Raw genomic sequence first — 21094 nt, 5'->3', positions numbered from 1 at the left:
ATAAATTCCCTGTTTCTATCCTGAGAATTAACGTAATATCAACCATATCCCGTTCATATTGTAATAGTGTATGTCAGAACTCACGATAAGGAGTGAACATAATGAGCTGCAATTGTAATGAAGATCATCATCACCATGATTGTGATTTCAACTGTGTATCTAATGTCGTTCGTTTTATACATGAACTACAAGAATGTGCAACCACAACATGTGGATCGGGTTGCGAAGTTCCATTTTTAGGAGCACATAACAGCGCATCAGTAGCGAATACACGTCCTTTTATTTTATACACAAAAGCTGGAACACTTTTTGAAGCATTTGCGCCTTCAGGAAGTCTTAAGCACTGTACGTCTCCGATTTTCCGCGTGGAGAGCATAGATGATGACGGATGCGCTGTACTACGCGTCCTAACCGTAACAATTGGTGGAGATCCTGTCGCACATGGCGATGATCCAATTTGCACGTTTTTAAATGCTCAAAATGCGAATTTACGAGCAACAAACACTTGCCTTACTGTTGATTTAAGCTGTTTCTGCGCTATTCAATGCTTACGTGATGTTACGATTTAAAACTGAATAATGATTTAAGCATGGATTGGGTGGCAGAAATTTCTGTCACCCAATCCATGCTTAAAAGGTACTAATGTATTTTTTATAAAATTAGGAACTTGTCTAGAGCAAAAAACTTATCCCTTTCATTGACTAAAAGTAGAAGAAATAAAGGAGTGAAAAACATGCTCTCTTCTGATAAATATAAATTTAATAAAATTGATTGCAACGCAAAATCCGTTAGTACATTGCCAGCTTTCGGCTTTGCATTCAACGCTCTCGCCCCTCAATTTGCTTCATTATTCACACCACTATTATTACCTAGTACAAGTTCAAACCCAGATATCACTATTCCAGTAATAAATGATACAGTAAGTGTAGGAACTGGTATTAAAATACAAAGAACTGGTATTTATCAAATCAGCTATACATTATCAATAAATTTTAATGATCCTAATGTTATACCTTCAGCGGCTCGTTTTTTCTTATCATTAAATACACCCCAGAATGTTATTCCTGGATCTGGTACAGCAGTACGCTCTAACGTTATCGGTGCTGGTGAAGTAGATGTTTCCAGTGGTATTGTTCTCATTAACTTGAACTCTGGAAATTCCATTCAAATCGTACCGGTTGAATTAGAGGGTAGTATAGATATTCGGGCTGCAGCATTAACAGTCGCACAAATTAGTTAACCAAACGTGGTATTTCTTAATTGAAGTACCACGTTTAATTATTAAATGAAAAACACTCACAGTAACATGAGTGTTTCATTCTTCATATTGTTTTATTATATTCTTCTTTCCGCAATTACATCCCTTTTTCTTCACAAATCCTTGTTGCTGTAATTGCTCTTGATATGCCTGTTGCTGCGTTTGTTGCTGTTGCTGTATGTTATACCACTGCTGCAGATCATATGAATTTGGTCTTGGATTATTGCTCACAGCAAACATCTCCTCTACTGTCAATTCTGTCTATTTACTATATGAACAACTCCTTATTTTTGTTCCCTCATTCTTTAAACTCCGCTTTTTCTAACATAGAAATTTATTATTCTCCCATAAAATATCCAGTAATTGTTTCAATAATCGCCGCTGCTCCTGCAATAGCTAATAATGCAAGTAGCGGCTCCGCGGCGATAGGAATCCAATTATATAAGACTAATAAAAAAGCACTAACCCATACACCTGTACACCAATAGCAACTTAATAATTCTCCAATCCACTTTCTTAATCCTTTACCTTTCACTTTTGTAAAAGTCGATATACTTCCATCTGGCTCTATCATCTCTAACTCATCAATAAACGGTCTTCGCAAAAAGGCTGTAATTTTATCATAAACAATAAGACGAGTTAACCTAAAAGCAGCTAGAGCAAAAATAAAAAATAGAAGCCAGCTTGTAAATAACATAACTTCACCGTCCCTTACCTTCTTTAGCCTATTTAAAAAAAAAGCTCTTTAGAGTGTGACCGATTCCCCTCCGCTCCAATATCTTATTAATGTAAATACTAACAAGAAGATAAGGAGTGACATTAATGAGTTGTAACGAAAATAAATACAGTAGCTCTTCTCATTGCGTAGTTGATGTTGTAAAATTCATCAATGAATTACAAGATTGTTCTACTACAACATGCGGATCTGGTTGTGAAGTTCCATTTTTAGGAGCACACAGCAGTTCATCAGTAGCAAATACACGTCCTTTTATTTTATACACAAAAGCTGGAATACCTTTTGAGGCATTTGCGCCATCTGGAAGCCTTACAGAATCTTCTAGGTCACCATTTTTCCGCATCGAGAGCGTAGATGACGATAGCGGTGCTGTATTACGTGTATTAACTGTAACTGTCGGCGGAGATCCAGTAACACCTGGCGATGATCCAATTAGTACGTTTTTAAATTTACCAAATGCAACTTTACGCGGTACAAATACTTGCATTACTGTTGATTTAAGCTATTTCTGTGCTATTCAGTGCTTACGAGACGTTACTATCTAATAAGTAAACTAAAAAACTATTGGGGTGGTAGAATTGATCTACCACCTTTACATAATTTAAAAAACAGCCATATCAATTGATTTTATCTCTTCTATAGATACTCGAATATCTCTCATACTATTTGGCGGCATAATTGATACAACACCATTTCGATATGAAATAATAGATCCTACATATGAGACTGTCGCTGTTTTTATTCTACATCTTACTTTCGGAATGTAATGAGGGCGGTTTAATAAGAAATGAATTTTTTCTTCATTGTTCATATCCTTAAATGATTTATTGTGCGGGACCGTTCTCACCTGTTCTTGCTCTTCTTGCTCTTCTTGCTCTTCTTGCTCTTCTTGCTCTTCTTGCTCTTCTTGCTCTTCTTGCTCTTCTTGTTCCTCTTCTACTTCTTCCTTCACTTGCTGCTCCTCTTTCTCAAGCTTTTCTTTTTCTACTGTCTCTTCCACCTCACTACTTACACTATTTTCATTTCTATCACTTTTCTCTTTTCTATCCTCATTTTCAAAGTTTGTAAGGATAATTCTTTTTATTTTCGGTGTAGCAAGTTCTAAATTTACTTGCGCAATATATAACAACGGTTTTCCAACTGTTGAGCTTTTATTCTTCACACTCGTCCCTCCCACTTCCATACATAGCTGGATAAATCGTGTACTATTATAGTTATATTCATAACGATGCAAGAACTTTCGTTAAAAATCGTTCTTTCCGAGAACAATTAAAAAGGACAGCCTCAATATTTAGAGACTGCCCTTAAAAAGTTATAATCGATATCATATTTATCCTAAAATATGATATCCTGAATCAACATGAATATTCTCACCTGTTACTCCGCGTGCTAAATCACTGAATAAGAATACTGCTGTATCCCCAACTTCTTCTGGAGTTGTTGTGCGGCGAAGTGGTGCGCGCTCCTCGATTTCTCTTAAGATTGAGTTAAAATCGCCTACACCTTTCGCAGATAACGTACGAATTGGTCCTGCAGAAATAGCGTTAACGCGAATGCCATGTTGTCCTAAATCATTCGCTAAATATTTCACGCTAGCTTCTAATGAAGCTTTCGCAACACCCATAACGTTATAGTTTTTCACAACACGCTCGCCGCCAAGGTATGTTAACGTTAAAATATTTCCGCCTTCTGTCATTACTTTCTTCGCTTCTCTTGCTACAGCTGTTAAAGAGAATGCACTAATATTTTGTGCAAGTAAAAATCCATCGCGAGAAGTATCTACAAATTCGCCTTTTAAATCGTCACGATTTGCAAAAGCAATACAATGTGCTACACCATGAATTGTACCAACTTCTTGCTTAATCGTTTCAAAGCAAGCTGTAAGTTCTTCATCATTCGTTACGTCACAAGGTAATACAAGTGATTCTTGCCCTTCTAATGTATCCGCTAATTCACGAACGTTTCTTTCTAAACGTTCTCCTGCAAATGTGAATATTAATTTTGCACCTGCATTATGCAAAGAGCGAGCAATTCCCCATGCAATACTTCTTTGGTTCGCAACGCCCATAACAACAAATGTTTTCCCTTGTAATAGTTCCATGATATATCCTCCCAGAAATACTTATACTTGTTATTAGTACCTGATACTATAATAATAGTACCATAAAACCTCTTAAAGGCAAACAAAAAAGTCATTAACTTAAATTCGTTAATGACTTTTTGTTTCTATAAAAAACCGCTCTAATCCTTCTTCCCAAGAAGGCATTTCTAAAAAACCATTTAATCGTAGCATGTTATGTTGAAAGATAGAATATTTCGGTCTCGCTGCCGCCGATCCGAATTCTTCGGTTGAAACAGGTAATACATTCACTTTCATATTTGCATATGAAAATATTTTTTGAGCAAATTCAAACCAAGAACACGAGCCTCTATTTGATACGTGATACGTACCGTATAAAGAAGTATGAATGAGCTTATTAATAATCATATTTAAATCCGCCACATACGTAGGAGAGCCGATTTGATCCGCTACAACAGATATTTCTTCTCTTTCTTTTCCTAATCGCATCATCGTTTTCACAAAATTATTTCCATACTTACCATATAGCCACGATGTACGAACGATAAAATATTTATTATGTAGCTCTTTAACGAACTGCTCCCCCGCAAACTTAGAGGCCCCGTATATATTTATCGGCGCTGGATTATGAAATTCATCATATCCATCCGGTCTGTCCCCTTGAAATACATAATCGGTACTAATATAAACTAACTTAGCCCCTACTAATTGTGAAGCAACCGCTACATTTCGAGCTCCTATCGCATTTATTAAATAAGCAAGATCTTGTTCTTTCTCAGCATGATCAACCTTCGTATACGCTGCACAATGAATGATTATATGTGGCCTTATTTCTTGTACCACTTGCTGAATTCGGGATATATTTGTTACATCTAGTAATTTTTTATCAAATGGATATATATCATATTCTTCAGGATTCAACTCTTCTTGTAGTTGTTTTCCCAATTGACCATTTGCTCCTGTTATGATAACCCGCTCTTTCATTTACATGCCCCTTACTTTTCTTTTAGTCGTCTCCACCATTCCGTATTGTTTTCATACCATTCCACCGTTTCTTTTAACCCTTGTTCAAACGTATACTTCGGTTCCCAATCAAACTCATTCTTCATCTTTTGTGCATCAATCGCATAACGACGATCGTGACCTAAACGGTCTGTAACAAATTCAATATCTTTTTTCGTTTTTCCCAATAGATTAATAATTTGTTCCACAACATCTACATTTGTTTTTTCATTATTTCCGCCTATATTATATACTTCTCCTAAATGCCCCTGATGCAAAACAACATCAATCGCGCTACAATGATCCGTTACATGTAACCAATCTCTTACATTTAATCCATCACCATATAACGGTAGTTTTTTCCCTTCCAGCGCATTCGTAACCATTAACGGAATTAACTTCTCAGGATATTGATACGGCCCATAGTTATTGGAACAACGCGTCACTATGACTGGTAATTGATATGTTTTATAATAAGATAAAGCTATCATGTCCGCGCTCGCCTTACTGGAAGAGTATGGACTATTTGGAGCTAACTTGGTTTCCTCGGTAAACTTCCCTGTTTTCCCTAAAGACCCGTACACTTCATCTGTTGATACTTGCACGAGTTTAATACGTGGATATTTTTTCACTAACTCTAATAAGGTGACTGTCCCGATTACATTCGTATCATAAAAAGGAATAGGATTTTCAATGCTACGATCCACATGTGATTCCGCTGCAAAATTTACAATTATTTGCACGTCACGTTCATTAATAATATGCTCCAGCAGCTCTCCATTTTGGATCTTCCCCTTTATGAATGAATAGTTAGGATTGTCTTGAATTGACTTTACATTATTTAAATTCCCGCTATATGTTAATGCATCGTAATTAATAATTCTATATGTTTCATAGTTTTTTAACATATAGTGAATGAAATTACTTCCAATAAATCCTGCTCCACCTGTTACTAGTATATTCATAAACAACTCTCCTACTTAAAAACTATCTTCATATCCCTGAAGTAATGGTAATATGCGGTCCTTATCCGACAAAATAGGGTTTGTTACCGGCCATGGAATTGCTAGTTCTTTATCTTCCCAAAGCAAACCTGAATCATGCTCAGCACTATAATACTCATCTACTTTATACATAACAATTGTATGAGGTACAAGCGTACAAAAACCATGAGCAAATCCTTTTGGCACTAATAATTGCCGGTGATTATCCGCGCTTAAAATATACCCTTTCCATTGTTTAAAGGTTGGCGAATCTTTTCTTAAATCTACGATAACATCATAAATTGCCCCTTGAACAACTTGAATGAGTTTCGTTTGTGCTTTCGGTTTTTTCTGGAAGTGTAGTCCTCGAATCGTTCCCGCTTTAGCTGAATAAGATACGTTATCCTGTACAAATGAATCCGTAATTCCTAATGTTTCTAGCACCCTCTTATTATAACTTTCTATAAAGAAACCTCGATCGTCTTCAAATAACTTCGGTTCTAACAATTTCGCATCGGTAAAATTTGTGTCTACAACTTTCATATTCTCACCTATTCTCCATTAAACTGTTTCCCAAAGTTTATATCCCGCGCTAACGTATTCGCCCTTTGAAGAGAAGCATGAGTTCCTGCATCCGTCCACCAGCCGCTCATTTCATTATAAGTAAGTACCCCTCGTTTTAAATACCAATTATTTATATCCGTAATTTCAAGTTCTCCCCTTGCGGAAGGTTTTAATTCTTTTATATAAGAAAAGACTTTCGAATCATACAAATAAATTCCTGTAACAGCATAAGAACTTTTCGGTTTCTTCGGCTTTTCTTCAATTTCAATTATTTTTCGGTCCTGAATATGTGCCACACCAAATCTTTCAGGATCTTCTACAGATTGAAGCAGCACTTTAGCACCTTCTTTTTGATTTGTGAATTCTTCAACATATGGACGAATATCATCTGAAAAGATATTATCTCCTAATATAACTACCATACGATTATTCCCGATGAAATCCTCACAAAGCCCTAACGCTTGCGCAATTCCGCCTGCCTTATCTTGCACACGATACGTAAAGGACACACCAAATTCGTGACCACTTCCTAAAAAGCTAACAACATCTCCCATATGCTCTTTACCTGTAATAATCATAATATCTGTAATCTCACATTGTTTCAGTTTATATACTGCATGATAAATCATCGGATACCGCCCAACGGGAAGTAGATGTTTATTCGTTACTTTCGTTATTGGATATAGTCTCGATCCAGTTCCGCCCGCTAAAATAATCCCTTTCATTATGCATCTCTCCCTTATGATGGAGATAGTACATCTTTATAATGTTCCATATACTTACTCTGTTCCATCTCAATCATATGTTATATGCACACAAAACTTTCCATTTTTTTATATTGTTCCATATAATTAAAGTTTCTTTTCAAGCATACAAATATCTATGTCATTTTCTCATTAATTTTCACCTATTATATAACGAGAGATTTACGGAGGTGAATTTATGTCCAATCATAATGATTCAAACAGCTTAAATCCAGTTGACTCTTTATCTTCCAGCACATCTGACCCTGCATTTCCACAATTTTCTTTGACAGCTGGACCGACTGGGCCATCTGGTACTACCGGACCGATTGGTGCCACTGGACAGACTGGCAACACTGGGCCGACTGGTGCTACTGGACCAATCGGTAACACTGGACCGATCCGCGATACTGGGCCGACTGGCAACACTGGACCATCTGGCGCTATCGGACCGACTGGTGCTACTGGGCCGACTGGCAACACTGGACCATCTGGCACTACCGGACCTACTGGTGCTACTGGACCATCTGGTACTACCGGACCTACTGGTGCTACTGGACCATCTGGTACTACCGGACCTACTGGTGCTACTGGACCATCTAGATTAGGACTTCCAGCAGGATTGTACGCATTTAACTCCGCTGCGAGTAGCATCAACGTTGGGATTAACACGCCTGTACCATTTAATACCGCTGGGTCACAGCTCGGTACAGCGATTACTCAATTAGATAGCGATACTTTCACCATACACCAAAATGGATTATATAAAATTACTGTTATCGCATATACTGCAACATCAGGTTTACTCGGTGGCATTGAAATTCAAGTAAATGGCCTAGCAGTACCAGGTGCTGCAAGAAACTTAGTTTCACTTGGAACACCTATCGTTATCCAAGCGATTATACAAATTACAACAGCTCCAGTATCAGTTGAAGTAATTGGTATAGAGGCGATATTATCACTAGCTGTTGGTACAGGGGCATCAATTATTATTGAAAAAATTGCATAATTGTTTCCTTAGCAGTAAAACTGGTATCAGTTTTACTGCTTTCGCAATTTTATAGATAACATCCCAACCTCATTCTAAATGCGGATGTACATCTTCCCTATAACTTGAATATAATTACAAAAGAGATATTCCTTCCTATTATGTATGACTTTCCATAAATAGTGGAATAAATGTATGAACAGTCTACTTGCATATTATTTTTTTGCAATCACGTCATCATCACACTTACTAGGCGATAGAAAGGAATACATACCGTGAAAGATACGAACTCTCAATATCAAATAGACTACTTACTAATCTTTATTTTATTTGCCATTGGGACTGTTAGCTGCTTTGCTATTGCAAGTGCACAAGCTTCTTTACCACCATTTTTACAAAACATAAATTTTGCATTAAAACAAATCCAATGGTATGTCATTGGATTTGTGGCCATTGGTGTTATTATGATTATTGATTTCGATCGATATAAACAAATTGCTTGGTATTTGTATAGCTTTGCCCTCATACTTCTTATTGGTCTAGAACTTCAAGTTCCGGGTGCCGTTACGATTAAAGGGGCTACCGCATGGTATAGACTCCCAGGCATCGGAAACTTTCAACCTTCTGAAATTATGAAATTATTTTTAATTATCATCATTGGACGAATTATAGCAAATCATAATGAAAAGTACTTTTTCCGGACAACCCGTGAAGATTTTATTTTACTTGGAAAAATATTCGCAGCTAGTTTACCTCCACTACTTTTAATCGCAAAAGAACCTGATTTAGGAAACACTATGGTAATATCAGCGATGCTTGCAGCAATGATTTTAGTTTCTGGTATACGTTGGCGCCTTATTCTCGGATTAACCTCCGTCATTTTCGTCATAGGCTCGACCTTAATATATATTTATTTCACTCATACAGAGTTCTTTAAAGAGCATATTCTAAAAGAATATCAATTAAACCGCTTCTATGGCTGGCTATCCCCTTACGAATATGACTCACAAGGATACCAATTAAGACAGGCATTTTTAGCTACCGGATCAGGAGAAATGCAAGGAAAAGGATGGGAAAATGGACAAGTATATTTTCCAGAGCCACATACAGATTTTATTTTCACAAATGTCGCTGAACAATTCGGTTTTTTAGGAGCAAATGTTATTATTTCACTTTTTTTCTTACTCATTTACCGAATGATCCATATCGCTTTAGAAAGCAATGAACCTTTCGGTAGTTATATTTGCGCTGGTACAATCGGAATGTTCACCTTCCAAGTATTCCAAAATATTGGGATGACAATCGGTTTACTCCCTATTACAGGAATAACATTACCTCTTATGAGCTATGGCGGGAGTTCACTACTCACATATATGATTGCTATTGGATTTATTTTAAACGTACGTTCAAGAACACAAATCTTTATGTTTAAATGAACCATATCGGAAAACCGGTATGTTTTTTTCTATATTCATTTTAGATATACTAATGAAAAGATGAACTGGAGGTTTACATATGAAGTATGACATTATAGGTGATATTCACGGATGCTTCCAAGAGTTTCAAGATTTAACAACGAAACTAGGATACAGCTGGGCTAGTGGTCTCCCTATACATAACGCCAAACGAAAGCTGGCGTTCGTTGGTGATATTACAGACCGAGGCCCTCATTCATTACGTATGATTGAAATCGTATGGGAGCTCGTAATAAATAGAAAAGAAGCTTATTATGCGCCTGGGAATCACTGTAATAAACTGTATCGTTTTTTCCTTGGGCGTAATGTTTCAATCGCTCATGGACTCGAAACAACTGTTGCCGAATATGAAGCATTACCTTCTAATAAACAACAAATCATAAAAGAAAAGTTCATTACGCTTTACGAGCAGTCCCCCCTGTATCACATACTGGATAACAAGAAATTAATCGTATGCCATGCTGGCATTCGTCAGGATTACATAGAAAGAAATGATAAAAAAGTGCAAACATTTGTATTATATGGTGATATTACAGGAGAAAAGCATCCTGACGGCTCACCTGTACGCCGAGATTGGGCGAAAGAGTATAAGGGGGAAACATGGATTATATATGGACATACACCTGTCAACGAGCCTCGCTTTGTGAATCATACAATCAATATTGATACCGGCGCTGTATTTGGCGGCAAACTAACTGGACTTCGTTATCCTGAAATGGAGGCCATTTCCGTTCCTTCTTCCCTACCTTTTGTCACTGAGAAGTTCCGCCCAATTTCATAATTACATTTACCTTTGTACAATTCATTCCGAGTACGTATAAAGAATGATTTCTAGGCGAATTCCTCGTTAAAAATCGGTCATACAGTAAAAAAAGATGCTATGAAGTGCATCTTTTTTTTACTATGCGGCATATACTGTCGCAGGAGGTGACGGAATGAAGAAAAAACGATCTAAACAAAAAAGAAATTTCTCTCCTTTATATCATCCCATATATGGAATTAACAACTGGTGTAGCATACGAGCTGCGGCTATTGAAGAGATAGAAGAACATGTGGAAACAAAAACAGGGAAAACGAGAGGAACATATATTTCTTTAGAACATGCTGTTATGAAACGAATTATAGATAACAGAAAAATAAAGGCACTACAAAAAAAGAAACGCTTTTCTCATAACAATGAGCCTATACTTGAGTCAAAGAATTTACAGGAGAATATAAACAAAGAAATTCCTAAAACAACTAAAGAAAAAGCCCAAGCTGAAATTCCTAAAGCAATTAAAGAAAAAGCACAGGCTGTAATTCCTAAAGCAATTAAAGAAAAAGCCCAAGCTGAAATTCCTAAAGCAATTAAAGAAAAAGCCCAAGCTGAAATTCCTAAAGCAATTAAAGAAAAAGCCCAAGCTGAAATTCCTAAAGCAATTAAAGAAAAAGCACAGGCTGTAATTCCCACCAATATTATACAGCAAGTAACAAAAATAAAAGAGGGATTAACTTTAACCAATGAAATAAAAAAAGAGGATTCTACTATCACTCAGCCCCCTATACTTTCACCTACTCCTGCTGAGAATGAAAAAGTAGCCAGATACGCATATAAGGAGGGTCTTCACTCTACGGCTGACGGGATAGCCTCACATGCAGAAGGATTTCTTACTCATACAGAGGGTGCCTTTTCTCATGCAGAAGGTTCAAAAACAAAGGCAACTGGACATAGTTCGCATAGTGAAGGAAGTGAAACGACAGCAGGCGGTCCTTATTCTCACGCGGAAGGAAATCATACAATTACTTTCGGCGAAGCAGCACATGCAGAAGGAACCGCAACTATCGCTAACGGATTCTCATCTCATGCGGAAGGAAATCATACATCAACAGCTAATTTTGCAGGCAGCCATATTATGGGGAAATTTGGTACAGCAGAAGAAGCTTATTCCTGGTTTATTGCAAATGGGACAAATGACACTGATTATAATATAGGTGCCAAATGGCTTGCCCATAACGGAGAAATGTATATCGATGGTGCTTCTTACAATGCAGGTGGTACTGATTTTGCACAAATGTTTGAGGCAGCAGATCATAGCCCTATTGATGTCGGTTATTTCATTACATTTAGTAACGAAGAAAAAATTCGAAAAGCTACTTCAAATGATACATTCATATTAGGCATATCTAGCGCTACTCCTGCTCTCATAGGAAATAGCGGTGCTTTAAGTTGGCAAAAACGCTATAAAACAGACCGCTTCGGAAAACGTCAATATACGCGTACGGATACGCAAGAAATACAACCTCTTTTAAATACAGAATGGAATCCAGCTTGTAAGTATCTATCAAGAAGAGACCGTACTGAGTGGCTTCCTGTCGGATTAATTGGACAAATGTTAGTACGTGATGACGGTACTTGCGAAACACACGGATATTGTCGTCCAAATGATGACGGCATTGCTACAAAAGCTGAAAGTGGCTTTTTCGTTATAAAACGTACTGGTGAAAATCAAATTTTAATATTATTCCGCTAAAAAAAGGGAACAAAATTCTTCGTTCAATAAGAATTTTGTTCCCTTTTAATTGTTATGTAAAGCGGATTGCATGTCATCTGGGATACTTACGGTAAAAGTCATTTCCTTTTCTAAAATAGGGTGATAAAACGTCAAAGACGTACTATGAAGCGCTTGGCGTTTTATCACATCTCTTCGGCCGTCGTATAAATCATCCCCAAGTAGCGGATGTCCTATATATGCCATATGTACACGAATTTGATGTGTTCTTCCCGTCTCGAGCTCAAGCGCTACATGCGTCTTATCTGAATAACTCTCCATCACTCTAAAATGAGTAACAGCTCTTTGACCATCTTCACAGACAGTTCGCTCGATAATACTATCCGCTTTTCGTCCGATTGGCGCGTCAATCGTTCCTACTTCTTCTAAAATAGTCCCATGAACGATTGCCTCATACGTTCGTTTCACCCCTTTTTGTTGATGCTGCTTCGATAAAAGGTGGTGAACGAATCTATTTTTCGCAATTAACATAAGCCCTGAAGTATCACGGTCTAACCTCGTCACAATGTGCACCGTACTTGCAAGATTTTGTTTATCATAATGATGTAAAATAGCGTTCGCAACACTTCCTGACGGGTGCTCCCTAGACGGAATTGTCGACATATTTGCTTCTTTATTTATAACAAGAACCGCGTCATCTTCATATACGATACATAAAGGGATCTCTTCCACTTCCATCCCTTCACTTCTTTCCTCCACTGGAAAAAAGACTTGTAACTCTTCACCAGCTTGTAACTTGTGACGAACACTCGTGTGTTGACCGTTTACTTCAATTGCTCCGCCACGGAACTTTATATCCGTTAAAGCAGCTTTCGAAATCCCTTTTGTTTTCAAAAATTCTCTAACTAAAGTTCCTTCTTCAGCCAGCCCTATATCCCATTTCAATGTAAATCTGTTCAAATATATAAACCCTCTCTATTTATCTGCAACAAACGAGTCACGAACACGTTTCCAGAATGGGAACGGACGGAAACGAACAAATCGTACTTTCTCGTTTGCAACGCGATACTGAATTGATTTCACATCTTGATGAACCATCGTCAAATGATCCACCGTAATTTGCAAGTTCATTCCTGCAGCCGGCTTTAAAACGCATGTATGATGCTTCGGCAGCACGAGCGGCGAACCTACCGTACGAAATACACGATTGTTGATAGATGCCATTTCTGCAATTTGAATCGCTTCAATAGAAGGGTGAATAATTGCTCCACCAAGCGCCTTATTATATGCGGTACTTCCTGAAGGAGTAGAAATACAAAGACCATCTCCGCGAAACGTTTCGAAATACTCTCCGCGTATTTCCACTTCTGTTACTAATGTACCTTCTGCACTTTTTACAGTCGCTTCATTCATCGCCAAATACTGCGACTCTTTACTACCATTCACATAGCGAATAATCACTTCTAAAAGTGGATATTCAACCACTTGGAACGGTGTTTTAGCGATTGCAATCACCAACTTCTCTACTTCCGTCGGTAACCAATCTGCATAGAAACCTAAATGTCCTGTATGTACACCAACAAATGCGGTTTCATCTAATCGATTATAGTAACGATGGAATGCATATAAAAGCGTTCCATCTCCGCCAACAGAAATTACAATATCAGGTTCCTTTTCATCCATTGTAAACCCAAAATCTAGCAAGTATTCTTTCATCGTACTTGCTAGTGTATCTGATGATTGATCTCCCTTTGACATAATTGTAAATTTCATCGCCCAACACCCTTTAGTTTATGATTCAGAATCTTTCGTTTCCTGCTTTCGTGAAAAGACCTTTTGCGCTTCTTGAATTTCAAGACGAATGGAAGACATTTCTTCATCTAATAAAAACGCCGCTTCCGCTGCACGTTGTAAGCGTATTTTAATATCTTCAGGAAAACGTCCACTATATTTGTAATTTAAAGAATGCTCAATCGTTGCCCAAAAATTCATTGCTAACGTGCGAATTTGAATTTCCACTAACACTTTTTTTTCTCCCTGTATCGTTTGAACAGGATAACTAATGACAACGTGGTAAGAGCGATAGCCGCTATCTTTCTTTTGCGTTACATAATCACGTTCTTCCACAATTTCAAAATCATTTCGTTTTCGAAGATATTCTACAACAGGCTTAATCTCATCAACAAATTGACACATCATTCGAAGGCCCGCGATGTCCTGCATATCTTCTCTAATTCGGTCTAGCGGTACATTTCTCTTCTCCGCTTTATCAATAATACTTGCAACCGACTTTACCCTTCCTGTTACAAACTCAATTGGAGAATGCTCCGTTAACATTGCAAATTGAGTACGCATTCCTTTTAGTTTCACTTTCAGCTCCGCCACCGCTTGGTGATAAGGCGCTAAAAATTCTTCCCAATTACGATTCATTTCAACCACCACCAAAATCAATCCATTTGCTTATAGAAACACTTTTTCTACAGCAGTTACTAGTTCTTCTCCGTAATTTGCATTACCTTCAATATTTTCAACTAAATATTCTACTTCTTCTTTTAATCCTTCTAATTCTATTTCAACATCATTCACGCGAATAAACATCGCTGTATCTTTATTCATCGCTTCATGCATTGCTTCCCAGCATGTATGCGGAATACTTACATAAATGAAAGATGATTCATTTTCTAAGATATATAAAAATGATAAATTGTCTGAGTCTACAAGTACGTGATTACGCGCACTTAACTCCTTTACCTCTATTTCAGTATTTTCCGCACAAAAAATAAGCGCATTCTCTCTCATTTCTACGCTCTTAACTTGAATTTTATTTTGCATGCTCAAACTCCTCCATCTCAACTTCCTGTCTTACTTAACAGTATTATTGTATCATAACATGGACGCAAACAAATAAAACATTGAACCAAATTTGCGAAAAAGCGATAATGTGGAAAGAATTATTTTTCAAAAGGAGCGCATAAAATGACACAAGAAATTGAAATTGAATTTAAAAATATGGTTACAGAGGAAGAATTCCAAACATTATGCAAATCTTTTTCTATTGAAGCATTTACAAAACAAGTGAATCACTATTTTGAAACACCTCACTTCTCTTTAAAAGATGCAGGCTCTGCACTTCGTATTCGTCATAAAGATGGAACTTATACATTAACATTAAAACAACCTGCTGAAATTGGTTTATTAGAAACTCATCAGTCTGTAACAGAAAAAGAAGCAAAACTTATGATGGAAACAAACGCACTCATTCAAGGAACTGTAATGGATCAGCTACACAAATTACAAATTCCCGTTTCCTCTTTAACTTATATGGGTAGTTTAACAACAGAAAGAGCTGAAACATTATTTGAAGGCGGAACGCTTGTCTTTGATCATAGTTTCTATTACAATCACGATGATTATGAAATTGAATACGAAGTGCAAGATGAAAAGACCGGTAAAGCAGCATTTATAAGGTTATTAAAGCAACATAACGTACCAGTTCGTCATACAAACAACAAAGTAAAACGCTTTTTCCTTGCCAAACAAAACGAAGAGCGCTAAAGTAAAATTTCCATCAGTGCAGAAGTGATTTACTGGTGGCTATGTTTCACCTTTTTGGAAAGTGCAGATTTATTAGCAACATATAGAATAAGCAAAGAATGTTATGAAGGCTGTTTAGTTGCCCTTCATAACATTCCATTGCTACAATAGATATACATTTCATGGAAAAAGGAGTTTATAAAGGATGAGCAATCAACCGATGACACCATTTGAAGCAATTGGCGGTGAACAATGCATTGCAACATTAGTGGATACATTTTATTCCTATGTCAGTGAACACCCTGACTTATCTCCGATCTTCCCGGATGATTTAACAGAAACTGCTAGGAAGCAGAAACAATTTTTAACACAATATTTAGGTGGTCCTAATTTATACACTGAAGAACATGGTCATCCTATGCTAAGAGCACGCCATCTTCCGTTTGAGATTACTCCAAAACGCGCAGAAGCTTGGCTATCATGTATGGAGCAAGCAATGGATGATACAGGAGTGCACGGTCATATAAGAGAGTTTGTTTTTGAACGTTTAGCATTAACTGCTCAACATATGGTCAATACTCCAAATGAAACAGGTGAAGTGTAATGGATAAGCAGGAAGCAAAGCATATAAATATGCCTTCTCCTTCCACATGCGAGCATAAATCTGTAGAAGCATATTTATTTATTGATCCACTTTGTAAAGATTGCTGGGATATCGAGCCATTTATTATTAAACTATGGCTTGAGTATGGGAAATACTTCTCTATTCGTCATATCGTAACAGGAAAAGTGGACGGAGCAAACGCTTCCTCACACAAATGGAATAAACCTGCTAATATTCGATTTGTGTGGGAAAAAACAACAAGTTTACAAGGGTTTTCATGTGATGGAAAAGTACATATGCAAGAGGCATCGTCAACACCATATTTAGTTTCGATGGCAATTAAGGCGGCGGAGTTGCAAGGCCGAAAAGCAGGTTCGAAATTTTTGCGAAAACTCCAAGAATACATTCTTCTTGAAAATGTATCAAACCCTGACTGTGAATTATTGCTGACATGCGCTAAAGATAGTGGCATTGATGTAGAGGAATTTAAAAAAGACCTACACTCAGTTAGCGCAAAAAAAGCTTTCCAATGCGACCTAAAATTCACAAATGAGATGCATATTACAGAAATACCTTCCCTCCTATTTTTTCATGCAAATTCAGATGAGGAAGGTATTAAAATCGCGGGAATTTATTCCTATGATGTATACGTACAGCTATTAAAAGAACTTGTAAAATGCGAGATTGAGCCAGAGCCATTACCTCCTTTAGAAGTATTACTAGAAGCAACACAATTTATTTCTTCAAAGGAAATCTCATTTATATATGACTGTCCTCAACAAGAAATAGAGCGTGAACTAAAGAAATTACAACTAAAACGAAAAGTACAAATGATTGAAGTGAAGTGCGAGCGTTATTGGAAATGGATAGCAAAAGAAAAAGACCTGGTGTAAACACCAGGTCTTCTTCTTTACGGCTTATAAAAATATTAAAGGGGATGGGAGAAATTTTCACGTTCAAACAAAGGGGTATATGTTTGTATGTGAATTCGTTCACGCTTATTATATTACAAGATTCGACGTCAGATGACAACCCCTTTTGTCGAATTTCACACTTTTGTCACATTCTAAACGTTTTCATTCTTGAATAAGCTATAAAAAAAGCAATTTAGGAGGTTTCCTTATGAAAAAGTCTCATATATTTCTTATCTTTCTATGTGTTATTGTTTCTTTTTTCTTGTATATCCTCTCTCTATTACAAGCTTTTCCTAAAATTATTGCCTTCCCTCTTTTATTCGGAGTTATCGTCATCGCTGTCTCTTATTTCAACTATAGAAAACGATTTAAAGGATTTTAACTACAAAAATAAGTCGTAAAAATTCCTTCTAATGTAGAAAAAGTAAAGAAAATCACCTTAATTATTCGACAAATATCGACATGGTGTGCTTTTGAGAAAATGTTCCAAACAAAAAAGACGAGGATAAAATCCCTCGTCTTTTCTCATTATTTCTCTTCAAACAATAGTGCTTCTAATTCATTTAACTTCTCTTCAAATACTTGTAATGCTTCTTTTACAGGTTCTGGCGATGCCATATCTACTCCTGCTTTTTTCAACACCTCAATTGGGTAATCAGAGCTTCCAGCTTTTAAGAATTCGTTAATGTAACGTTCTACTGCTGGTTGTCCCTCTTCTAAAATTTGTTTTGACAAAGCTGTCGCTGCACTAAATCCTGTTGCGTATTGATATACGTAATAGTTGTAATAGAAGTGCGGAATACGAGACCATTCTAAACCGATTTCTTTATCAATTACTAAAGCGTCCCCGAAATATTTCTTATTTAAATCGTAGTAAATCTCCGTTAACATATCTGGCGTAACAGCATGTCCTTCTTGTACTTTTTTATGAATGATATGCTCGAACTCTGCAAACATTGTTTGACGGAATACAGTACCACGGAATCCTTCTAAATAGTGATTTAATAAATATAGACGCTCTTTCTTATCTTCTGTCGTCTTCAATAAGTAATCATTTAGAAGCGCTTCATTACAAGTTGAAGCTACTTCTGCAACGAAGATTGAATAATCACCATATACGTGCGGTTGTGTCTTCCTTGTATAGTAACTATGCACTGAATGACCAAACTCATGAGCAAGTGTAAATAAATTATTTACATTATCATGCCAGTTCATTAAAATATATGGATTTGTTCCGTATGCACCAGATGAATATGCTCCGCTTCGTTTTCCTTTATTCTCGTATACATCTACCCAGCGATTTTCATATGCTTCTTTTAAAATTTCAACATATTCATCACCAAGTACATTTAAAGATTTCAATAACATTTCTTGCGCTTCTTCATACTTCACAGTCATTTTCACTTCTGGTACAAGTGGTGTATATAAATCGTACATATGAAGCTCATCAAGACCTAGGGCACGCTTACGAATATCAATGTATCGATGTAGTAAGTGTAAATTATCATTTACCGATTCAATAAGTTGATCATACACCGCCTCAGGAATATTATTATTACTTAATGCAGCTTGACGTGCAGAATCGTATTTACGAACGCGTGCATTGAAATTATTACGTTTCACAGCCCCGCTTAGCGTACTTGCAAATGTGTTCTTATATGTTCCGTATGTTTCATATACAGCTTTGAATGCATCTTCACGCACACGACGATCATCACTTTCTAAAAACTGAATGTAACGACCATGTGTTATTTCTACCTCTTCTCCATCCTCACCTTTAATAGATGGGAATTTCAAATCCGCATTATTCAACATACCGAATGTATTACTTGATGCACTCATCACTTCAGATGCTTCTGCTAATAACGCTTCTTCTGCCTCAGATAATACGTGCGGACGTTGACGTGTAATTTCTTCTAATGCATGCTCATATACACTTAGTTCTCGATTTTCTTGTAAGAAAGTTTGTAGCGTATCTTCTGAAATAGATAAAATTTCAGGTACGATATAAGCTGTGCTACTAGATACTTGTGAGTATAAATTTGTTGCGCGATCATTTAATGCTTGATACACAGAGTTTGTTGTATCTTGATCGTAACGCATATGTGCATATGTATATAGCTTACCTAATCGCATTGAAATTTCATCTTCATATTGCAATGCCTCAAGCAAATTGTCTGCAGAGTCGCCAAGCTTCCCTTTAAATTCAGTTAACTTTGGCAATAGCTCTTTAATAGCTTGGAATTCTTTTTCCCATTCTGCATCTGTTTGGAAAATATCTTCTAATCGCCATGTGTTTGCTTCTTCAATCTCATTGCGATTTGGTAATGATTTTACTGTATTTTTTTCAGCCATTCTTTAAGCCCTCCTTATAATATCTCTACTTAAGTACAATTCGATTTTTCTTATGTAATTCCTTCACGATCAGTCTTTATTATATCCCCTTTTCCCTCTCTCATGTTGTACTTTGTCTCAAATAGAGATAGTGCATGCGCTAAGCAAATTTCATCATATTTCATAATTTCTTCCTCTGTTTTTACCAACATAATATCTCTTATTTTTCGATACTTATTAATACCTACTTTTATTAATACACCTACATAACATAAAAATGTCATATACTCTGCAACTGCTACCTTCCATATATGTTGTGCAAAATACGGAAGTAGACGCCTCTTCGTATACTTCGCCACATAGTTACATACGTTTTGCAGAGAAATATACTCCCCTACCTTAAGCATACCTATACACTTCATATAAAGAGAAGCTTGCCATATAAATGGATTTGTTTGAAAAGCAAATGAGGATGGGAGCGGAACACCGATTTCAGAAGGAAAACTCGCTGGAGTACATTTATATTGATATAAGAGGCGGAGTAGTGACTTATGATTATAATTCCAGATAGATAGAGCGTTTTGCCGAAAATGGTTCTTTTTTCTCTTCCATTCTTGTCCTAATAACTCTTTCCGGAAAGGAACGGGAGAAAAGAGCATGTCAACAGTAGTCGTATCGGTTGGTAAATAAATAGTATGTGAGAAAGAAACATTTGTAGAAAACGGAGTGATAAACGCGCATTTCATAAACGATTTTTGTTTCGGACAAAAGAAAATAAGAAATGGCTGAGGATAAGGTTGTAAGGAGAACGCCATAAGGGAGGAGAATGTCATCCAATAGGCGGATTGCTTTTTCAACTGATTTCCACCGATTATCCAGATGACTTGTATACTAGCTTGCCAATACGAATATGTTCGCTTATAAAGCTGCTCTACGGAGAGATTTGCACATTGATATTCAATCGCAATTTTTCTATCCGCTCTCTCTACGTAAATATCTGGCCGTTGCTTGATTACTGGTAGATAATGTTCTATATCTACATGAAAATCTTGACGTTTTAACCAGCTATATAACAATTCTTTACCGTGCATATGATACATAGATTCTGCTTCATAAAAGGTAAGACATGAATCCACTTTCTTATGAGCAAAATGCCAGCTCTTCTGTTTTCCTAATTTCATTTGCACTTCTTTTCCGCAAGCTGTACAAAAGAATTTTTCTCGTTTACGCATTTCGCGTAAAAGCTCTTCATCCCGGTTATATAATAGATGAATTTTTTCTCCGTTTTCTCTCCTTGCAATAAACATCACAATCACACCCTTTCAACTCCTTGTATTCTACAATTTACTACAAATTCCTTTCAAAAAAAGAGATGTCCTAAATTAGGACA

General features: G+C 36.7%; 24 protein-coding genes and 2 pseudogenes. 12 read left to right on the top strand and 14 right to left on the bottom strand.

Annotation, left to right across the window (positions count from 1 at the left end; translation table 11 throughout):
• Positions 1–101: 101 nt before the first annotated feature.
• Positions 102–569 carry a CotY/CotZ family spore coat protein gene (locus NSQ47_RS01055; RefSeq protein WP_215580942.1) on the top strand — a complete coding sequence of 156 codons (468 nt, stop codon included), beginning with the start codon at positions 102–104 and terminating at the stop codon, positions 567–569.
• Positions 570–733: 164 nt separating this feature from the next.
• Complete coding sequence (gene exsF / locus NSQ47_RS01050; RefSeq protein ID WP_215582006.1) at positions 734–1240, top strand: exosporium protein ExsF; 507 nt, start codon at positions 734–736, stop codon at positions 1238–1240.
• A gap of 75 nt (positions 1241–1315) precedes the next feature.
• Here exsF and NSQ47_RS01045 read toward each other — a convergent pair whose 3' ends face one another.
• Both NSQ47_RS01045 and NSQ47_RS01040 read right to left on the bottom strand, forming a co-directional pair.
• Positions 1316–1498 carry a cytochrome C oxidase subunit III gene (locus NSQ47_RS01045; RefSeq protein WP_215582004.1) on the bottom strand — a complete coding sequence of 61 codons (183 nt, stop codon included), beginning with the start codon at positions 1496–1498 and terminating at the stop codon, positions 1316–1318.
• 97 nt (positions 1499–1595) lie between these two features.
• On the bottom strand, positions 1596–1955 hold the full coding sequence (locus NSQ47_RS01040; protein WP_341035854.1) for a DUF1360 domain-containing protein: 360 nt from the start codon (positions 1953–1955) through the stop codon (positions 1596–1598).
• A 125-nt stretch (positions 1956–2080) separates the two neighbouring features.
• On the opposite strand from NSQ47_RS01040, the gene NSQ47_RS01035 reads away from it, so the two are divergent.
• Positions 2081–2539, top strand: a complete 459-nt coding sequence (locus NSQ47_RS01035; RefSeq protein ID WP_341035852.1) for a CotY/CotZ family spore coat protein — start codon at positions 2081–2083, stop codon at positions 2537–2539.
• Positions 2540–2595: 56 nt separating this feature from the next.
• Here the strand turns inward: NSQ47_RS01035 and NSQ47_RS01030 are convergent, their stop codons facing one another.
• The 6 genes from NSQ47_RS01030 to NSQ47_RS01005 all read right to left on the bottom strand — a co-directional run bounded on the left by NSQ47_RS01030 (position 2596) and on the right by NSQ47_RS01005 (position 7348).
• A complete protein-coding gene (locus NSQ47_RS01030) occupies positions 2596–3177 on the bottom strand; it encodes a CotO family spore coat protein (protein ID WP_341038196.1) in 582 nt (193 codons plus the stop codon).
• 147 nt (positions 3178–3324) lie between these two features.
• Positions 3325–4095 (bottom strand): enoyl-ACP reductase FabI, encoded by a 771-nt coding sequence (fabI, locus tag NSQ47_RS01025; protein WP_002158869.1) that lies wholly within the window; start codon positions 4093–4095, stop codon positions 3325–3327.
• A 108-nt stretch (positions 4096–4203) separates the two neighbouring features.
• Complete coding sequence (gene rfbD, locus NSQ47_RS01020) at positions 4204–5058, bottom strand: dTDP-4-dehydrorhamnose reductase (protein ID WP_215597310.1); 855 nt, start codon at positions 5056–5058, stop codon at positions 4204–4206.
• 11 nt (positions 5059–5069) lie between these two features.
• Entirely contained in the window at positions 5070–6041 is a 972-nt protein-coding gene (gene rfbB, locus NSQ47_RS01015; protein WP_341035850.1) for a dTDP-glucose 4,6-dehydratase, read from the bottom strand.
• Between the two features lie 15 nt (positions 6042–6056).
• Positions 6057–6602 carry a dTDP-4-dehydrorhamnose 3,5-epimerase gene (rfbC, locus tag NSQ47_RS01010; RefSeq protein ID WP_002202762.1) on the bottom strand — a complete coding sequence of 182 codons (546 nt, stop codon included), beginning with the start codon at positions 6600–6602 and terminating at the stop codon, positions 6057–6059.
• An 8-nt stretch (positions 6603–6610) separates the two neighbouring features.
• Positions 6611–7348 (bottom strand): sugar phosphate nucleotidyltransferase, encoded by a 738-nt coding sequence (locus NSQ47_RS01005; RefSeq protein WP_002158873.1) that lies wholly within the window; start codon positions 7346–7348, stop codon positions 6611–6613.
• Positions 7349–7565: 217 nt separating this feature from the next.
• Here NSQ47_RS01005 and NSQ47_RS01000 point away from each other — a divergent pair, with 217 nt between their 5' ends.
• From NSQ47_RS01000 to NSQ47_RS00985, 5 genes and pseudogenes are all read left to right on the top strand, one after another.
• On the top strand, positions 7566–8375 hold the full coding sequence (locus NSQ47_RS01000) for a BclA C-terminal domain-containing protein (protein ID WP_341035849.1): 810 nt from the start codon (positions 7566–7568) through the stop codon (positions 8373–8375).
• Positions 8376–8629: 254 nt separating this feature from the next.
• Positions 8630–9790: an FtsW/RodA/SpoVE family cell cycle protein gene (locus NSQ47_RS00995; protein WP_341035847.1), complete on the top strand. Its 1161-nt coding sequence runs from the start codon at positions 8630–8632 to the stop codon at positions 9788–9790.
• 79 nt (positions 9791–9869) lie between these two features.
• Complete coding sequence (gene prpE, locus NSQ47_RS00990) at positions 9870–10610, top strand: bis(5'-nucleosyl)-tetraphosphatase PrpE (protein WP_002158876.1); 741 nt, start codon at positions 9870–9872, stop codon at positions 10608–10610.
• Between the two features lie 154 nt (positions 10611–10764).
• Positions 10765–11046, top strand: a pseudogene (locus NSQ47_RS28150) (peptidase G2 autoproteolytic cleavage domain-containing protein); the annotation flags it as partial.
• Positions 11047–11226: 180 nt separating this feature from the next.
• Positions 11227–12339: pseudogene (locus tag NSQ47_RS00985) on the top strand (peptidase G2 autoproteolytic cleavage domain-containing protein); the annotation flags it as partial.
• Between the two features lie 45 nt (positions 12340–12384).
• Here the strand turns inward: NSQ47_RS00985 and NSQ47_RS00980 are convergent.
• From NSQ47_RS00980 to NSQ47_RS00965, 4 genes are read right to left on the bottom strand one after another with little or no spacing between them, the layout of a single operon-like run.
• Positions 12385–13278 (bottom strand): RluA family pseudouridine synthase, encoded by an 894-nt coding sequence (locus NSQ47_RS00980; protein ID WP_341035844.1) that lies wholly within the window; start codon positions 13276–13278, stop codon positions 12385–12387.
• Positions 13279–13293: 15 nt separating this feature from the next.
• On the bottom strand, positions 13294–14091 hold the full coding sequence (locus tag NSQ47_RS00975) for an NAD kinase (RefSeq protein ID WP_000673196.1): 798 nt from the start codon (positions 14089–14091) through the stop codon (positions 13294–13296).
• 18 nt (positions 14092–14109) lie between these two features.
• Complete coding sequence (locus NSQ47_RS00970) at positions 14110–14748, bottom strand: GTP pyrophosphokinase (protein ID WP_002201371.1); 639 nt, start codon at positions 14746–14748, stop codon at positions 14110–14112.
• Between the two features lie 30 nt (positions 14749–14778).
• Complete coding sequence (locus NSQ47_RS00965) at positions 14779–15150, bottom strand: UPF0738 family protein (RefSeq protein ID WP_002149812.1); 372 nt, start codon at positions 15148–15150, stop codon at positions 14779–14781.
• A gap of 144 nt (positions 15151–15294) precedes the next feature.
• Here NSQ47_RS00965 and NSQ47_RS00960 point away from each other — a divergent pair, with 144 nt between their 5' ends.
• The 4 genes from NSQ47_RS00960 (at position 15295) to NSQ47_RS00945 (ending at position 17752) form a co-directional block, all read left to right on the top strand.
• Positions 15295–15873: a CYTH domain-containing protein gene (locus tag NSQ47_RS00960; RefSeq protein ID WP_002158881.1), complete on the top strand. Its 579-nt coding sequence runs from the start codon at positions 15295–15297 to the stop codon at positions 15871–15873.
• A gap of 184 nt (positions 15874–16057) precedes the next feature.
• Positions 16058–16456, top strand: a complete 399-nt coding sequence (locus NSQ47_RS00955) for a globin domain-containing protein (RefSeq protein WP_016104183.1) — start codon at positions 16058–16060, stop codon at positions 16454–16456.
• Positions 16456–17349, top strand: coding sequence for a ClpXP adapter SpxH family protein (locus tag NSQ47_RS00950; protein WP_002158882.1), 894 nt, complete (start codon positions 16456–16458; stop codon positions 17347–17349). Before NSQ47_RS00955 ends, NSQ47_RS00950 begins: the two co-directional genes overlap by 1 nt.
• Before the next feature lie 229 nt (positions 17350–17578).
• Positions 17579–17752, top strand: coding sequence for a hypothetical protein (locus tag NSQ47_RS00945; protein WP_000748141.1), 174 nt, complete (start codon positions 17579–17581; stop codon positions 17750–17752).
• A 146-nt stretch (positions 17753–17898) separates the two neighbouring features.
• On the opposite strand, the gene pepF is transcribed toward NSQ47_RS00945, so the two are convergent.
• Positions 17899–19725 carry an oligoendopeptidase F gene (gene pepF, locus NSQ47_RS00940; protein ID WP_131229707.1) on the bottom strand — a complete coding sequence of 609 codons (1827 nt, stop codon included), beginning with the start codon at positions 19723–19725 and terminating at the stop codon, positions 17899–17901.
• Positions 19726–19775: 50 nt separating this feature from the next.
• On the bottom strand, positions 19776–21011 hold the full coding sequence (locus NSQ47_RS00935; RefSeq protein WP_341038195.1) for a competence protein CoiA: 1236 nt from the start codon (positions 21009–21011) through the stop codon (positions 19776–19778).
• Positions 21012–21094: the final 83 nt, after the last annotated feature.

The sequence above is a fragment of the Bacillus sp. FSL R10-2780 genome, assembly GCF_038006125.1.
GTDB classification, from domain to species: domain Bacteria; phylum Bacillota; class Bacilli; order Bacillales; family Bacillaceae_G; genus Bacillus_A; species Bacillus_A cereus_U.
This window is presented reverse-complemented; position numbering and strand designations above follow the sequence as displayed.

Bases quoted from the DNA above. Each gene is read 5' to 3' on its own strand.
- NSQ47_RS01055 (WP_215580942.1), top strand. From the start codon at position 102: ATGAGCTGCAATTGTAATGAAGATCATCATCACCATGATTGTGATTTC.
- exsF (WP_215582006.1), top strand. From the start codon at position 734: ATGCTCTCTTCTGATAAATATAAATTTAATAAAATTGATTGCAACGCA.
- NSQ47_RS01045 (WP_215582004.1), bottom strand. From the start codon at position 1,498: ATGTTTGCTGTGAGCAATAATCCAAGACCAAATTCATATGATCTGCAG.
- NSQ47_RS01040 (WP_341035854.1), bottom strand. From the start codon at position 1,955: ATGTTATTTACAAGCTGGCTTCTATTTTTTATTTTTGCTCTAGCTGCT.
- NSQ47_RS01035 (WP_341035852.1), top strand. From the start codon at position 2,081: ATGAGTTGTAACGAAAATAAATACAGTAGCTCTTCTCATTGCGTAGTT.
- NSQ47_RS01030 (WP_341038196.1), bottom strand. From the start codon at position 3,177: ATGGAAGTGGGAGGGACGAGTGTGAAGAATAAAAGCTCAACAGTTGGA.
- fabI (WP_002158869.1), bottom strand. From the start codon at position 4,095: ATGGAACTATTACAAGGGAAAACATTTGTTGTTATGGGCGTTGCGAAC.
- rfbD (WP_215597310.1), bottom strand. From the start codon at position 5,058: ATGAAAGAGCGGGTTATCATAACAGGAGCAAATGGTCAATTGGGAAAA.
- rfbB (WP_341035850.1), bottom strand. From the start codon at position 6,041: ATGAATATACTAGTAACAGGTGGAGCAGGATTTATTGGAAGTAATTTC.
- rfbC (WP_002202762.1), bottom strand. From the start codon at position 6,602: ATGAAAGTTGTAGACACAAATTTTACCGATGCGAAATTGTTAGAACCG.
- NSQ47_RS01005 (WP_002158873.1), bottom strand. From the start codon at position 7,348: ATGAAAGGGATTATTTTAGCGGGCGGAACTGGATCGAGACTATATCCA.
- NSQ47_RS01000 (WP_341035849.1), top strand. From the start codon at position 7,566: ATGTCCAATCATAATGATTCAAACAGCTTAAATCCAGTTGACTCTTTA.
- prpE (WP_002158876.1), top strand. From the start codon at position 9,870: ATGAAGTATGACATTATAGGTGATATTCACGGATGCTTCCAAGAGTTT.
- NSQ47_RS00975 (WP_000673196.1), bottom strand. From the start codon at position 14,091: ATGAAATTTACAATTATGTCAAAGGGAGATCAATCATCAGATACACTA.
- NSQ47_RS00970 (WP_002201371.1), bottom strand. From the start codon at position 14,748: ATGAATCGTAATTGGGAAGAATTTTTAGCGCCTTATCACCAAGCGGTG.
- NSQ47_RS00965 (WP_002149812.1), bottom strand. From the start codon at position 15,150: ATGCAAAATAAAATTCAAGTTAAGAGCGTAGAAATGAGAGAGAATGCG.
- NSQ47_RS00960 (WP_002158881.1), top strand. From the start codon at position 15,295: ATGACACAAGAAATTGAAATTGAATTTAAAAATATGGTTACAGAGGAA.
- NSQ47_RS00955 (WP_016104183.1), top strand. From the start codon at position 16,058: ATGAGCAATCAACCGATGACACCATTTGAAGCAATTGGCGGTGAACAA.
- NSQ47_RS00950 (WP_002158882.1), top strand. From the start codon at position 16,456: ATGGATAAGCAGGAAGCAAAGCATATAAATATGCCTTCTCCTTCCACA.
- NSQ47_RS00945 (WP_000748141.1), top strand. From the start codon at position 17,579: ATGAAAAAGTCTCATATATTTCTTATCTTTCTATGTGTTATTGTTTCT.
- pepF (WP_131229707.1), bottom strand. From the start codon at position 19,725: ATGGCTGAAAAAAATACAGTAAAATCATTACCAAATCGCAATGAGATT.
- NSQ47_RS00935 (WP_341038195.1), bottom strand. From the start codon at position 21,011: ATGTTTATTGCAAGGAGAGAAAACGGAGAAAAAATTCATCTATTATAT.